Genomic DNA, 13202 nt, shown 5'->3' with positions numbered 1-13202 from the left:
GCATTAACCGGTCACCAGGTTCTGCGCCCTGCCTGCCGCCCAGCAGGCAATGTTCTCAAGCGTCGTCTGGGCAATGGCCTGCAAGGCCTCATGGGTGAGGAAGGCTTGATGGGCCGTGACGATCACATTCGGGAATGTCAGCAGGCGGGCCAGCACATCGTCCTGCAGGGGCAGGTCCGAGCGGTCTTCGAAGAATACTTTGGCTTCTTCTTCGTAAACGTCCAGGCCCAGGTAGCCCAGCTGGCCGCTCTTTAACGCATCGAGCAGTGCCGGCGTATCGACCAGCGCCCCACGCCCTGTGTTGACGAGCATGGCGCCAGGTTGCAGGTGCGCCAGGTTCTGGGCATTGATCAGGTGCCGGGTACCTGGCGTCAACGGGCAGTGCAGGCTGATGATGCGTGCCTGGCTCAGCAACGCTGGCAAACTCATGTAGCGCGTGCCCAAGGCCTCGAGCTGCGGGTCGGGGCAGGGGTCGTAGGCCAGTAGTTGGCAGCCGAAGCCAGCCATGATACGCGCGAAGGCCGCGCCGATCTGGCCGGTGCCGACGACCCCGACGGTCTTGCCATGCAAGTCGAAACCGGTCAGCCCGTGCAAGGTGAAATCGCCTTCACGCGTGCGATTGTAGGCACGGTGCAAGCGCCGATTGAGCGCCAGTATCAGCGCCACGGCGTGCTCGGCCACGGCTTGGGGCGAATAGGCCGGTACCCGCACCACATCTATTCCCAGCCGCTGGGCCGCAGCCAGGTCGACATGGTTGTACCCAGCTGAACGCAAGGCCACCAGGCGCGTACCACCGCGCGCCAGGCATTGCAGCACCGCCGCGTCGAGCTCGTCGTTGATGAACGCGCAGACGACCTCGTAGTCCTGGGCCAGCGGCGCGGTATCGGCCGTAAGACGCGCGGACTGAAAATGCAGTGCCACGCCGCCGCCCACGGCGGCCTGGGTGAAACTCTCCTGGTCATAGTGCTGACTGCTGAACAGCAGGGCGCGCATGGTGGCTCCTTGTGCATAGGCACCGGGTCAGTGAAAAGGGCGGCTGCCCTCAAATACTCAGCCTGGCCTCGGCTGCCAGCCGGCTGATCGCGTTGTCCAGTTCATCGAGCGCCTCCCCAGCCAAGGGGCTGTCCTGCTTGAGCAGGGTCTCGCTGCGTTGGCACGCGGCACGCAGCTGAGGCACGCCGCAATAGCGAGAAGCGCCGTTGAGCCGGTGCACCTGCTCGATGAGCGTACGACGGTCATGCGCTTGACGTGCATCCCGAATAGCGGCGCGGTCATCTTCCAGCGAGGCCAGCAACATGCTCAGCATGTCGGCGGCCAGATCGGCTTTGCCTGCCGCCAGGCGCAGGCCTTCGTCATGGTCGAGCACCTTCAACTCGTCAGGCCCAGTGGGCAGGCTCGCCGGCATCTGCGGCGACAAGCCAAGGCTCAGCCCAGTCCACTTCATCACCACCTGTGCCAGTTGCCGCTCGCTGATCGGCTTGGTCAGGTAGTCGTCCATGCCGCCATGGAGCAAGGCGCGTTTTTCATTGGCCATTGCGTGGGCGGTCAGTGCAACGATTGGCAACGGGTTGCCGCTCTGGGTGTTTTCCCAGCGGCGAATTTGCTCGGTGCAGGCGCGTCCGTCCATGCCGGGCATCTGCACGTCCATCAGTACCAGGTCGAACGGTTCGCTCTGCACGGCCTGTACCGCCGCGTAACCATTGTCGACAGCCGTCACCCGGGCGCCCAGGTCCTCCAGCAGAGTCTGCACCAGCAAGAGGTTGGCCGCGTTGTCATCCACGCACAGCACCTTGGGCTGGCGCTGCTGGCCCACCATGGCGCTGACCTCGCCCTGCAACCGGCGGGGCTGGACCATTTCCAGCAGCAGGCGGCGCAGCTTGCGCGTGCACGATGGCTTGGACAGCAGTTGGCCGTGGCCATTGGACAGGTAAGGGTGATAGAGCGCCTGCTCGGTCGTGGGGCACAGCACCACGCACTGGCAATGATGCCGCTCCAGGTGCTGGTAATACTGACCCAGCTGTTCGGGTGCCAGGGAGCCTACGTTGGCGCCCAGCACGGCGAAGTCGAACGGCTGCCCCGCCTGGCTGGCAGCTTGCACCGCCTGCAGCAGTTGCTCGTAGGAGGTAAAGACACAGACGCTCAAACCGCAGTCCTGCAACTGGTGCTCCAGGGCCTGCCGCGCCAGTGCATGGCCATCGACGATGGCGGCGCGACGGCCGAGCAAGGGCTGCAGAGGCAGCTCCTCGGCATCGTCGTGCGCCTTGGGCAGGTTGAGGCTGATCCAGAACTGCGAACCTTCGCCAGGGGTGCTATCGACGCCGATTTCGCCGCCCATCTGCTCGATCAGGCGCTTGGAGATCACCAGCCCCAGGCCGGTGCCGCCTGGCTGGCGGGCCAGGGAGTTGTCAGCCTGGCTGAAGGCCTGGAACAGCGTGCGTACATCTTGAGGCGACAGGCCAATGCCGGTGTCCTGGACACTGATGCGCAACTGGGCGCTGTCCTCGTGCTCGTCTTCGAGCATGGCGCGCACGACGATGGTGCCTTCGCGGGTGAACTTGATCGCGTTGCTGACCAGGTTGGTGAGGATCTGCTTGAGGCGCAGCGGGTCACCGATCAGCGAGGAGGGCGTATCGCGGTAGATCAGGCACAGCAGCTCAAGCTGCTTGGCATGGGCGGCCGGTGCCAGGATGGTCAGGGTGTCCTGGATCAGGTCGCGCAGGTTGAAGGGGATGCTGTCAAGCACCAGCTTGCCTGCTTCTATCTTGGAGAAATCGAGGATCTCGTTGATGATCCCGAGCAAATTGTCGGCTGACTTCTCGATGGTGTTCAGGTAGTCCACCTGGCGGGGCATCAGCTCGCTTTTCTGCAGCAGGTGGGTAAAGCCCAGAATGCCGTTGAGCGGCGTGCGGATTTCATGGCTCATGTTGGCCAAAAATTCCGACTTGATGCGGCTGGCTTCCAGGGCTTCCTTGCGGGCCATGTCCAGCTCGATGTTCTGGATTTCGATGGTTTCCAGGTTCTGCCGGACATCCTCGGTGGCCTGGTCGATGCTGTGCTGCAGCTCTTCGTGGGCACTGTGCAGGGTCTCGGCCATGCGGTTGATGCCGCGGGCCAGTTCGTCCAGCTCGTGACTGCCCATGGCCGGCAGGCGTTCCTCGAGGTGGCCGTCCTTGAGCTGGTTGACCGCATGCTTGATGCGCTCGATCGGCGTGTTGATGGCACGGCTCATGCGCAGGGCCAGCAGCCCACTGACCACCAGGCAGGCCAGGATCAGAAGCAGGGTGGTGAACAGGTTGCGGTAGCCGCGCAGCAAGGTGCCGTCATGGGACAGCTCGATTTCCACCCAGCCCAGCAAGCGTTCGGCTTCGGCAGGCACGGCATCGGTGGCCAGGTCACGGTGGTGGCCGAACACTGGCATCAGGTAACGAGTGGCGTCGTTGCCACTGCGTTGCAGCAACTGGGTACCGCTGCCGCCGCTGGGCGGTTGGTTGAGCATGCTCGGGCCGGCATGGGCCAGCCGACTACGGTCCGGTGTCAGGAAGGCGACCGCGCGTACGTCGGCCTGTTCGAGGGTTTGCGCGGCAATGCGCTCCAGTTGTGCAGGCGCCTTGCGGGCCATGGCCGGGGCTGCCAGCGGCGCCAGCTGCTCGGCCAGCATCTTGCCACGTTGCAGCAGTTGCGTGCGCAGGTCGCTCTGTTGCAACCAGGTGAAGTAGCTGCCCAGCACCACTGCCATCAACCCGGCTGGCAGCAGCGCCAGCAACAGCACGCGGCTGCGAATTCCCAAACGATCGAGCACACTCGCCTCCTGTCAATGTGCCTGGATGCCGCCCTGCAAGGCGGCCAAGCGGGGACGTTACTCCCCCTCGCCAGCCATTGCACGCGTTAAGTCCGTACGCAGGTGCAGCACCGGCGGTGGCATGTGGCGCCGTGCATGGGCAAGGCACTGCACGGGCTTTATAGCCTGTAGCTATATGCACCACAGATTGCGTGATATGGCGAAGCGGGGTTTGCCGGTATGATGGGCGCCCCCGCCGTCCGGATTGTGAAAGACACCATGACCTTGCAGTATCCAACCATCGCCGATTGCGTCGGCAATACGCCCCTGGTTCGCCTGCAGCGCCTGGCTGGCCAGACCAGCAATACCTTGCTGCTCAAGCTCGAGGGCAACAATCCTGCCGGCTCGGTCAAGGACCGTCCCGCGCTGTCGATGATCGCCCGTGCCGAATCGCGCGGCCAGATCAAGCCTGGCGATACGCTGATCGAAGCAACCTCCGGCAACACCGGCATCGCGTTGGCCATGGCAGCGGCAATCAAGGGTTACAAGATGATCCTGATCATGCCCGACAACTCCACGGCCGAACGCAAGGCGGCGATGGCAGCCTACGGCGCCGAGCTGATCCTGGTGACCAAGGAAGAGGGCATGGAAGGGGCACGCGATCTGGCTCAGCAGCTGGAAGCCGATGGCCGTGGCGTGGTGCTCGACCAATTCGCCAACGGTGACAACCCGATGGCGCACTACACCAGCACCGGCCCGGAAATCTGGCAGCAGACCCAGGGGCGCGTTACCCACTTCATCAGTTCCATGGGCACCACCGGGACCATCATGGGGTGCTCGCAGTACCTCAAGGAGCAGAATCCGGCGGTGCAGATCGTCGGCTTGCAGCCGATGGAAGGCGCGGCCATTCCGGGTATTCGCCGCTGGCCCCAGCAATACCTGCCAAAAATTTTCGACGCAGCCCGGGTCGATCGCATTGTCGACATGTCCCAGGACGAGGCCGAACAGACCATGCGCAGGCTTGCCCGTGAAGAGGGCATTTTCTGCGGCGTGTCTTCCGGTGGTGCAGTCGCCGCCATGCTGCGCCTGTCCCAGGAAGTGGAAAATGCCACCTTGGTGGCCATCATCTGCGATCGCGGCGACCGTTACCTGTCCACTGGCCTGTTCGATCCGAGCTAAATGTCCAAGAAGAAAACCAACAGCGGCCTGCGCTTTCAGCCAGCCGGTGGCAATCGTAGCCCCCAGGTTCCCGTGGGCAAGAAGCAACGCCTGGTCATCGAGCGCCTGTCAGGGGACGGTCGCGGCATTGCGTTTCATGAAGGGCGCACCTGGTTCGTCACTGGCGCCCTGGCAGGCGAAGAGGTCGAGTCGAGGGTGCTCAATGCCCGTGGCAAAGTCGTCGAAGCGCGGCTTGAACGGGTGCTCCAGGCCAGTCCCGAGCGCCGCGAAGCCCCTTGCAAATACTACGGCCAGTGCGGGGGGTGCAACCTTCAACACCTGCCCCATGAGGCTCAGCTAGCGCTCAAGCAGCGCACCCTGGCCGAGCAACTGCAACGGGTGGCCGGTGTGCAGCCCGAGCAATGGGCCGCGCCCTTGACCGGGGCCGCTTTCGGCTACCGTCGCCGCGCCCGTGTGGCCGTGCGCTGGGACCCCAAGACCCGCCAGTTGGCAGTCGGTTTCAGGGCGCAGGCCAGTCAGGACATCGTTGCCATCGATGATTGCCTGGTGCTGGTACAGCCCTTGCAGTCAATCCTGCGTCACTTGCCCACGGTGCTGCGCTCGTTGGCCAAGCCCCAAGCCCTGGGCCATGTGGAGCTGTTCAGCGGCACGGCCGAGGCAGTGCTGGTGCGTCATGTCGCGCCGTTGCCGGCCGAAGATGTTGCACGCTTGCAGGCGTTCTGCGCCGAGGCCAGCGCGCAGTTGTGGCTGCAGGGTGAAGGCGAGCCGCAGCCGGTGGATGCCACCGGGCCGCTGGGTTTCGACCTGGCGCCCTGGCAGCTGCAACTGGCCTGGCGCCCCGGCGACTTCGTGCAGGTCAACGCCCAGGTCAATACCGCCATGATCGAGCAGGCCTTGGCCTGGCTCGCTCCGCAGCCTGAAGAGCGGGTACTGGACCTGTTCTGCGGCCTGGGCAATTTTGCCTTGCCGCTGGCACGGCATGCCCGTGAGGTGGTGGCGGTAGAAGGCGTACAGGCCATGGTCGATCGTGCGGCGGCCAATGCCCGCAGCAACGATGTGCATAACGCGCAGTTTTTTCAGGCCGATTTATCGCAGCCGTTGACGGGCATGGAATGGGCCGCCGAGGGCTTTTCTGCGGTACTCTTGGACCCACCGCGCGACGGTGCATGGGAGGTGGTGCAGGGCATCGCCCGTCTTGGGGCCAAGCGGCTGGTCTATGTATCGTGCAACCCGGCCACGCTGGCGCGAGACGCCCAGGTGCTGGTCGGGCAGGGGTACCGGTTAACAAGGGCCGGGATTCTCGACATGTTTCCTCAAACGGCGCATGTCGAAGCCATGGCGTTATTCGAAGTGGGCTAGCCAGCTGGCCCCTTGGTGCGGCTTCCAGGGAATGGCAGCCGTGCGGTGATTGCCAGTGCACCCGCAGGGTGCGCTGTATGGAAAGGTAAAACAAAGATGGTACAGGTGAGAGTGCACCAGCCGGTCAATACCGACGGCAGTATCAATCTCGAAGCGTGGTTGGACCATGTGGTCAGCGTCGATTCGGCGCTCGACCGCGCAGCGCTCAAAGAGGCCTGCGAGTTTGCCCAGGAAGTCGAGAAGAAGGGCAACCCGGCCAAGCATTCCTGGGCCGATGGTACGTCGAGCTATCAGGCAGGTCTTGAGATTGCCGAGATTCTCGCGGACCTCAAGCTCGACCAGGATTCCCTGGTAGCGGCGGTCATCTACCGCGCTGTGCGAGAAGGCAAGGTCACCCTGGCCGAAGTCAGCCAGCGCTTCGGGCCGGTCGTGTCCAAGCTGATCGATGGCGTGCTGCGCATGGCTGCGATCAGTGCCAGTCTCAGCCCCCGTCAGTCGCTGGTGCTCGGCTCTCAGGCGCAGGTCGAGAACCTGCGCAAGATGCTGGTGGCGATGGTCGACGACGTTCGCGTGGCGTTGATCAAGCTGGCCGAACGCACCTGTGCCATTCGAGCGGTCAAGGCCGCTGATGACGAGAAACGCCTGCGGGTGGCGCGGGAAGTGTTCGACATCTACGCCCCCCTGGCCCACCGTCTGGGTATCGGGCATATCAAGTGGGAACTGGAAGACCTTTCGTTCCGCTACCTCGAGCCCGAACAGTACAAGCAGATCGCCAAGCTGTTGCACGAGCGTCGCCTGGACCGTGAACGCTTTATCAGCGATGTCATGAACCAGTTGCAGAACGAACTGCTGGCCACCGGGGTGAAGGCGGACATCAGTGGCCGCGCCAAACACATCTACTCGATCTGGCGCAAGATGCAGCGCAAGGGCCTGGAATTCAGCCAGATCTACGACGTGCGCGCCGTGCGGGTGCTGGTCCCCGAGATACGCGACTGCTACACCGCCCTGGGTATCGTGCACACCTTGTGGCGTCACATCCCCAAGGAATTCGACGACTACATCGCCAACCCCAAGGAAAACGGCTACCGCTCCCTGCATACGGCGGTAATCGGCCCGGAGGGCAAGGTGCTGGAAGTGCAAATCCGCACCCACGGCATGCACGAGGAAGCGGAGCTTGGCGTCTGCGCCCACTGGCGATACAAGGGCACCGACGTCAAGCCCAGCTCGAACCACTACGAAGAAAAGATTTCCTGGCTGCGCCAGGTGCTGGAGTGGCATGAAGAGCTGGGCGACATCGGGGGCCTGGCCGAGCAACTGCGGGTCGACATCGAGCCCGACCGGGTGTACGTGTTCACCCCGGACGGTCACGCCATCGACCTGCCAAAAGGGGCGACGCCCCTGGACTTCGCCTATCGGGTGCACACCGAGATCGGCCACAACTGCCGGGGCGCCAAGATCAACGGGCGCATCGTGCCGCTCAACTACAGCCTGCAGACCGGCGAGCAGGTCGAAATCATCACCAGCAAGCACGGTAACCCGAGCCGTGACTGGCTGAACTCGAACCTAGGCTATGTCACCACTTCGCGCGCGCGGGCCAAGATCGTGCACTGGTTCAAGCTGCAGGCGCGCGACCAGAACGTTGCCGCCGGCAAGACGCTGCTCGAACGTGAGCTCAGCCGGCTGGGCCTGCCGCAGGTCGACTTCGAGCGCCTGGCCGAGAAGACCAACGTCAAGACGGCCGAGGACATGTTTGCGTCCCTGGGCGCTGGGGACCTGCGCCTGGCGCATCTGGTCAATGCGGCGCAACAGCTGCTGGAGCCTGAGCGCATCGAGCAGATCGAGCTGGTGCCGCGCAAGCCCAGCGGGCCGCGTGGGGGCAAGCGTGGCGACATTCAGATCCAGGGCGTGGGCAACCTGCTGACGCAGATGGCCGGTTGCTGCCAGCCGTTGCCTGGCGATGCCATCGTCGGCTACATCACCCAGGGTCGCGGTGTGAGCATCCACCGCCAGGATTGCGCCTCGGTGTTGCAGCTGGCCGGCAAAGAGCCGGAGCGCATGATCCAGGTCAGCTGGGGGCCGATTCCGGTACAGACTTACCCGGTCGATATCATCATCCGTGCCTATGATCGCCCCGGTTTGCTGCGCGATGTGTCGCAGGTGCTGCTCAACGAGAAGATCAACGTGCTGGCGGTCAATACCCGCTCGAACAAGGAAGACAACACGGCGCTGATGTCGCTGACCATCGAGATCCCCGGTTTGGATGCCCTTGGGCGCTTGCTGGGGCGTATCTCGCAGTTGCCGAACATCATCGAGACACGGCGTAATCGTACGCCCTGAATCCCGCGTGCACGATTCGCGGGCATCCCGCCCCTAGGGGCCGGTTTGCCCGCCAAGCCCGACCGTCAAGGACTTGCCTGAATGACCTACACCCTCCAGGACCTGCTCCACCTCATGGCCCGCTTGCGCGACCCGCAATACGGCTGCCCTTGGGACCTGAAGCAGGACTATGCCAGCATCGTCCCACACACCCTCGAAGAAGCCTACGAGGTGGCGGACACCATCGAGCGCGGCGATTTCGAGGACTTGCAAGGCGAGCTGGGCGATCTGCTGTTCCAGGTGGTCTACTACAGCCAACTTGCCCGGGAGGAGGGCCGTTTCGCGTTCGACGGCGTGGTGGACGGCATCACCCGCAAGCTCATTCGTCGACACCCCCATGTCTTTCCAACCGGGGACCTGTATGCGCCGCTGGAGACACCCAGCCTGAGCGATGCGCAGGTCAAGTCACGCTGGGAAGAAATCAAGGCGCAGGAGCGGGCGCAGAAAAGCCGTCCAGAACAGCTGTCATTGCTCGACGATGTGCCAACGGCATTGCCTGCCTTATCCCGGGCGGCCAAACTGCAAAAGCGTGCGGCCACCGTCGGGTTCGACTGGCCCGAGGCCTTGCCGGTTGTGGACAAGGTGCGTGAGGAACTCGACGAAGTGTTGCAGGCCATGGCCGACGGGGACAGCGATGCGCTGGAAGATGAAGTCGGTGACTTGCTGTTCGCGGTAGTCAACCTGGCGCGTCACTTGAAGCATGACCCCGAAAACGCCTTGCGCCGAGCCAATCGTAAGTTCGAGCGACGTTTTCGCTTTATCGAGCAGGCGTTGCGTGACAGCGGCACTGCCATTGAAGACTGTAACCTTGATGCGCTGGACACCCTTTGGGGTGAAGCCAAGCGTCAGGAAAAGAACCTGCCCAGCTGCGGCTGAGCTGTTGCATAAGTGAGTGAACATTCATGAGCCTTTCCCTTCGCGACCAATTGCTCAAAGCCGGGCTGGTCAACCAGAAACAGGTTTCTCAGGCCAACAAGGCTGAAAAGAAACAGAAGCGCCTGGAGCACAAAGGCCAGGTCGAGGTGGACGATACCCAGCAGCGGCTGGCCAAGGAAGCCATGGCCGAAAAGGCCAAGCGTGACCAGGCGCTCAACCGTGAACAGCAGGAAAAAGCCGAGAAGAAGGCACGCGCCGCGCAGATCAAGCAACTGATCGAAGCGACCCGCCTGCCCAAGCTCACGACCGAGGATTACTACAACTTCGTCGACGACAAAAAGGTCAAGCGTATCGCGGTCAATGCCCTGATGCGCAGCAAATTGAGCCATGGTGCGCTGGCGGTGGTGTCCTACGGGGGCGGCTATGAGGTCATTCCCCGCGAGGCGGCCGTCAAGATCCAGGAACGCGACCCGGGCCGGGTATTGCTGCTCAATACCCATGTCGAGGAAGCCGACGACGACGATCCGTATGCGGCGTACAAGATCCCTGACGATCTGATGTGGTAATGCTGCAAGGCCCTGTCTGAACGTCCACCGGGTGGTCAGGGCCGCATTGTGCGGCGATGGGCCGCAAGGCGGCCCCTGGCGCCATAACGGGTATTCACGTCACGGTTTTCTGAAGATCGCTGTCACTGTGTGGTGCGCTGCTTTTCCAGGTCTTCCAGTTCGACACGGTACTGTTGCGCCTCATGTTCGTTGTGGAACATCCCGACCAACTGGCCCTGCTGGTGCACATCCCAGATCCGCACGCCTGCGGCCAGGCCTTCGTGGGACATTTTCGATTCGTCGCGTTCGGTCACTTGAACTGTCATCGTTAAACTCCACTTTTTCTGGTTGGGTGCGACAGTCTGTCGCACGCCTTATTTATAGAGTTTGTTAGCAGCCTAAGTAAATAAAACGGCCATGAAACAAGTTTCATGTAGCCATGGTATGCCTAGGCCCGACTGCTTTATGCCCGCCCAAATAAAAGCCCCGCACGGGGCGGGGCTTGGTGTTGCGTTATGGCTCAACGCCGACAAGCTTGAGTGTCAGTTACCTTTAACCGACTTGCCATCGACCGTGCCGTCCTGCAGGACGATCACGTATTCCTTGCCATCGGTTTCCACTTGGCGCAATTGCACCAGCAAGTAGTCCCAGTTCTTGGCAAACCACAGCTCGGTGATGCGCTTGCTCTGGCTTGGATCACGCACACGTTCGACCTTGACGGCATCCACCTGGCCGGTCTTGGTGGTGACTTTCTCAGTACCCAGTACGCGGAAGTCATAGGTGTCGATCTCGTCACCATCGACCACCTGGTAGGTCATGCTCTTCTTGCCAGCGGCAACATCGTGCTGCAGCGCCAGCTGATAGGACGACTTGTCGAGCACCCCACGGTTGAGCGGCAGGGTGATGGCATCGCCACGATCGCTGCCGGTCACTTTCTTGGCAGCCCAGTCGAAGTTCAGGTCGACCTTTTTGGCCTTGCCAAGACCGCCGCGCTCGAAGTGGTAACGCTGCGGCAGCAAGGTGTCGTTATCCAGGCGCAGCGAGCTTTGCTCGGTCAGGCTGGCGATCATCATCGACGCTTTGAAGTTCAGGTCCCAGGTACCATCGGCATTCTTGACCAGGCTACGTTCGGCGGTACCGCTCATGGGCAGTTGCTTCCAGTCGGCGGTGTAGCTGGCCGAGAACGGCTTCAGGTCTGCTGCCTGGAGGGGCAGGGCAAGCACGGCAAGAGCCAAGAGCAGGGCACGACGCATAGTATCTCCTAGGATCGAATCAAATGACCGCTGGCCGACAGGGGCTGGCCATCCAGTAATGCACCTTGTTCGCCAAGACGCAAGCGGCCGTTGGCGAACCAGTGAACAGCCATTGGGTAGATGACGTGTTCCTGTGTGTGAACCCGCTGAGCCAGGCTTTGGACCGTGTCATCGGGTGCCACCGGCACGACAGCCTGTACGACCAACGGGCCCCCATCGAGTTCCTCGGTGACAAAGTGGACACTGCACCCGTGCTCGACATCCCCTGCTTCCAGGGCGCGTCTATGGGTGTGCAACCCTTTGTAGCGAGGCAGCAGCGAAGGGTGGATGTTGAGCAGGCGACCTTGGTAGTGGCGCACGAAGTCGCCACTGAGGATACGCATGAAACCCGCCAGCACCACCAAGTCCGGAGCGAACCCATCGATACAGGCCACCAGGGCCGCATCGAAGGCTTCGCGGCCCTGGAAGCCGGTATGGTCAAGGACCGCGGTGTCAATACCGGCAGCGGCTGCACGCTGCAGCCCGTAGGCATCGGCACGGTTGGAGATGACCGCGCCAATGCGCACGGCGCTGTCCGGGATGGCGCAGCTGTCGATCAGCGCTTGCAGGTTGCTGCCGGAACCCGACAGCAATACCACCACATTGCAGGACTTGCTCGGCATCAGTGTGCCTTGAGGTTCTGCAGCTCGACCTGGGCAGCGCCCTCTGCGGCCTCGGTGATGTGGCCGATGACCCAAGGCTGTTCACCGGCGTTGCGCAGTTCGCTCAGGGCGGTTTCGACCTGGTCCTGGCCTACGCAGATCACCATGCCCACGCCGCAGTTGAGCACGCGGTGCATTTCATGCTCGTCGACGTTGCCCTTTTCCTGCAGGAAATCGAAGACGGCTGGGCGCTTCCAGCTGGCCACGTCGATGACCGCCTGGGCATTGGCCGGCAGTACGCGCGGGATATTGTCCAGCAGCCCGCCACCGGTGATGTGGGCCATGGCCTTGACCGCGCCGGTGTTCTTGATCAGTTGCAGCAGCGGCTTGACGTAGATGCGCGTTGGCGCCATCAGCAGTTCGGTCAGCGGCTGGCCGTCGAGCTGGGTGCTTTCGACGTCTGTGCCCGAGACTTCGAGGATCTTGCGGATCAGCGAGTAACCGTTGGAGTGCGGGCCCGAGGATGGCAGGGCGATGAGCGCATCGCCGGTGGCCACGCGCGAGCCGTCGATGATTTCGGCCTTCTCCACCACGCCTACGCAGAAGCCTGCCAGGTCGTAGTCTTCACCTTCGTACATGCCCGGCATCTCGGCCGTTTCGCCGCCGACCAGCGAGCAGCCTGCCAGTTCGCAACCTGCGCCGATACCGGTGACCACGGTAGCCGCCACGTCCACGTTGAGCTTGCCGGTGGCATAGTAGTCCAGGAAGAACAGCGGCTCGGCACCGCAGACCACCAGGTCGTTCACGCACATGGCGACCAGGTCCTGGCCGATGCTGTCGTGCTTGTTCAGGTTCAGCGCCAGGCGCAGCTTGGTGCCCACGCCGTCGGTGCCGGAGACCAGCACCGGCTGCTTGTAGCCAGCCGGGATCTCGCAAAGGGCGCCGAAGCCGCCCAGGCCACCCATGACTTCAGGGCGTGCGGTGCGTTTTGCCACGCCCTTGATGCGTTCGACCAGTGCTTCGCCGGCGTCGATGTCTACACCGGCGTCCTTGTAGCTCAGGGAGGGTTGCTTGCTCATTGATCCAGGCCTTTAGGAGGGAGGGATTCGTAAAAACGACCCTGACGGCAAGGGCCGGCAGCCATGCAGCGGCTAACCGTGACATCAGTGGTCTGTGAAGGCGCGCGATTTTATCA

11 protein-coding genes are annotated in these 13202 nt (G+C 62.8%); 5 read left to right on the top strand and 6 right to left on the bottom strand.

Features of this window, described 5'->3' with window-relative positions; genetic code table 11:
• Nucleotides 1–3: 3 nt before the first annotated feature.
• Nucleotides 4–993 (bottom strand): 2-hydroxyacid dehydrogenase, encoded by a 990-nt coding sequence (locus tag FS777_RS14700; protein ID WP_145256166.1) that lies wholly within the window; start codon nucleotides 991–993, stop codon nucleotides 4–6.
• Between the two features lie 49 nt (nucleotides 994–1042).
• Nucleotides 1043–3799: a response regulator gene (locus FS777_RS14695; protein ID WP_145256163.1), complete on the bottom strand. Its 2757-nt coding sequence runs from the start codon at nucleotides 3797–3799 to the stop codon at nucleotides 1043–1045.
• A gap of 258 nt (nucleotides 3800–4057) precedes the next feature.
• Here FS777_RS14695 and cysM point away from each other — a divergent pair, with 258 nt between their 5' ends.
• The 5 genes from cysM (at nucleotide 4058) to FS777_RS14670 (ending at nucleotide 10134) form a co-directional block, all read left to right on the top strand.
• Entirely contained in the window at nucleotides 4058–4957 is a 900-nt protein-coding gene (cysM, locus tag FS777_RS14690; RefSeq protein WP_058605367.1) for a cysteine synthase CysM, read from the top strand.
• Nucleotides 4958–6316 carry a 23S rRNA (uracil(1939)-C(5))-methyltransferase RlmD gene (rlmD, locus tag FS777_RS14685; RefSeq protein WP_058639494.1) on the top strand — a complete coding sequence of 453 codons (1359 nt, stop codon included), beginning with the start codon at nucleotides 4958–4960 and terminating at the stop codon, nucleotides 6314–6316. It abuts the gene before it with no gap.
• Nucleotides 6317–6412: 96 nt separating this feature from the next.
• Nucleotides 6413–8653 (top strand): GTP diphosphokinase, encoded by a 2241-nt coding sequence (gene relA, locus FS777_RS14680; protein WP_058605345.1) that lies wholly within the window; start codon nucleotides 6413–6415, stop codon nucleotides 8651–8653.
• A gap of 81 nt (nucleotides 8654–8734) precedes the next feature.
• On the top strand, nucleotides 8735–9568 hold the full coding sequence (gene mazG / locus FS777_RS14675; protein WP_058639493.1) for a nucleoside triphosphate pyrophosphohydrolase: 834 nt from the start codon (nucleotides 8735–8737) through the stop codon (nucleotides 9566–9568).
• 26 nt (nucleotides 9569–9594) lie between these two features.
• Nucleotides 9595–10134: a DUF2058 domain-containing protein gene (locus tag FS777_RS14670; RefSeq protein ID WP_058639492.1), complete on the top strand. Its 540-nt coding sequence runs from the start codon at nucleotides 9595–9597 to the stop codon at nucleotides 10132–10134.
• A 122-nt stretch (nucleotides 10135–10256) separates the two neighbouring features.
• Here FS777_RS14670 and FS777_RS14665 read toward each other — a convergent pair whose 3' ends face one another.
• The 4 genes from FS777_RS14665 to purM form a co-directional block, all read right to left on the bottom strand.
• A complete protein-coding gene (locus FS777_RS14665; RefSeq protein WP_023534042.1) occupies nucleotides 10257–10439 on the bottom strand; it encodes a hypothetical protein in 183 nt (60 codons plus the stop codon).
• A 216-nt stretch (nucleotides 10440–10655) separates the two neighbouring features.
• Complete coding sequence (locus tag FS777_RS14660; RefSeq protein ID WP_058639491.1) at nucleotides 10656–11366, bottom strand: DUF3108 domain-containing protein; 711 nt, start codon at nucleotides 11364–11366, stop codon at nucleotides 10656–10658.
• An 8-nt stretch (nucleotides 11367–11374) separates the two neighbouring features.
• Nucleotides 11375–12028 (bottom strand): phosphoribosylglycinamide formyltransferase, encoded by a 654-nt coding sequence (purN, locus tag FS777_RS14655; protein WP_058639490.1) that lies wholly within the window; start codon nucleotides 12026–12028, stop codon nucleotides 11375–11377.
• A complete protein-coding gene (purM, locus tag FS777_RS14650) occupies nucleotides 12028–13086 on the bottom strand; it encodes a phosphoribosylformylglycinamidine cyclo-ligase (protein WP_058639489.1) in 1059 nt (352 codons plus the stop codon). The genes purN and purM overlap by 1 nt, the downstream gene beginning before the upstream one ends.
• Between the last annotated feature and the right edge of the window lie 116 nt (nucleotides 13087–13202).

It is taken from the genome of Pseudomonas sp. DE0157, from assembly GCF_007678615.1.
GTDB lineage: Bacteria > Pseudomonadota > Gammaproteobacteria > Pseudomonadales > Pseudomonadaceae > Aquipseudomonas > Aquipseudomonas parafulva_B.
Note: the sequence above shows the minus strand (reverse complement) of the source record. Positions and strands in the feature narration are given on the sequence as shown.

Excerpts from the sequence above, each read along its gene's own strand:
- FS777_RS14700 (WP_145256166.1), bottom strand. The coding sequence starts at position 993 with ATGCGCGCCCTGCTGTTCAGCAGTCAGCACTATGACCAGGAGAGTTTC.
- purN (WP_058639490.1), bottom strand. The coding sequence starts at position 12,028 with ATGCCGAGCAAGTCCTGCAATGTGGTGGTATTGCTGTCGGGTTCCGGC.
- FS777_RS14670 (WP_058639492.1), top strand. The coding sequence starts at position 9,595 with ATGAGCCTTTCCCTTCGCGACCAATTGCTCAAAGCCGGGCTGGTCAAC.
- rlmD (WP_058639494.1), top strand. The coding sequence starts at position 4,958 with ATGTCCAAGAAGAAAACCAACAGCGGCCTGCGCTTTCAGCCAGCCGGT.
- FS777_RS14665 (WP_023534042.1), bottom strand. The coding sequence starts at position 10,439 with ATGACAGTTCAAGTGACCGAACGCGACGAATCGAAAATGTCCCACGAA.
- cysM (WP_058605367.1), top strand. The coding sequence starts at position 4,058 with ATGACCTTGCAGTATCCAACCATCGCCGATTGCGTCGGCAATACGCCC.
- mazG (WP_058639493.1), top strand. The coding sequence starts at position 8,735 with ATGACCTACACCCTCCAGGACCTGCTCCACCTCATGGCCCGCTTGCGC.
- FS777_RS14660 (WP_058639491.1), bottom strand. The coding sequence starts at position 11,366 with ATGCGTCGTGCCCTGCTCTTGGCTCTTGCCGTGCTTGCCCTGCCCCTC.
- purM (WP_058639489.1), bottom strand. The coding sequence starts at position 13,086 with ATGAGCAAGCAACCCTCCCTGAGCTACAAGGACGCCGGTGTAGACATC.
- relA (WP_058605345.1), top strand. The coding sequence starts at position 6,413 with ATGGTACAGGTGAGAGTGCACCAGCCGGTCAATACCGACGGCAGTATC.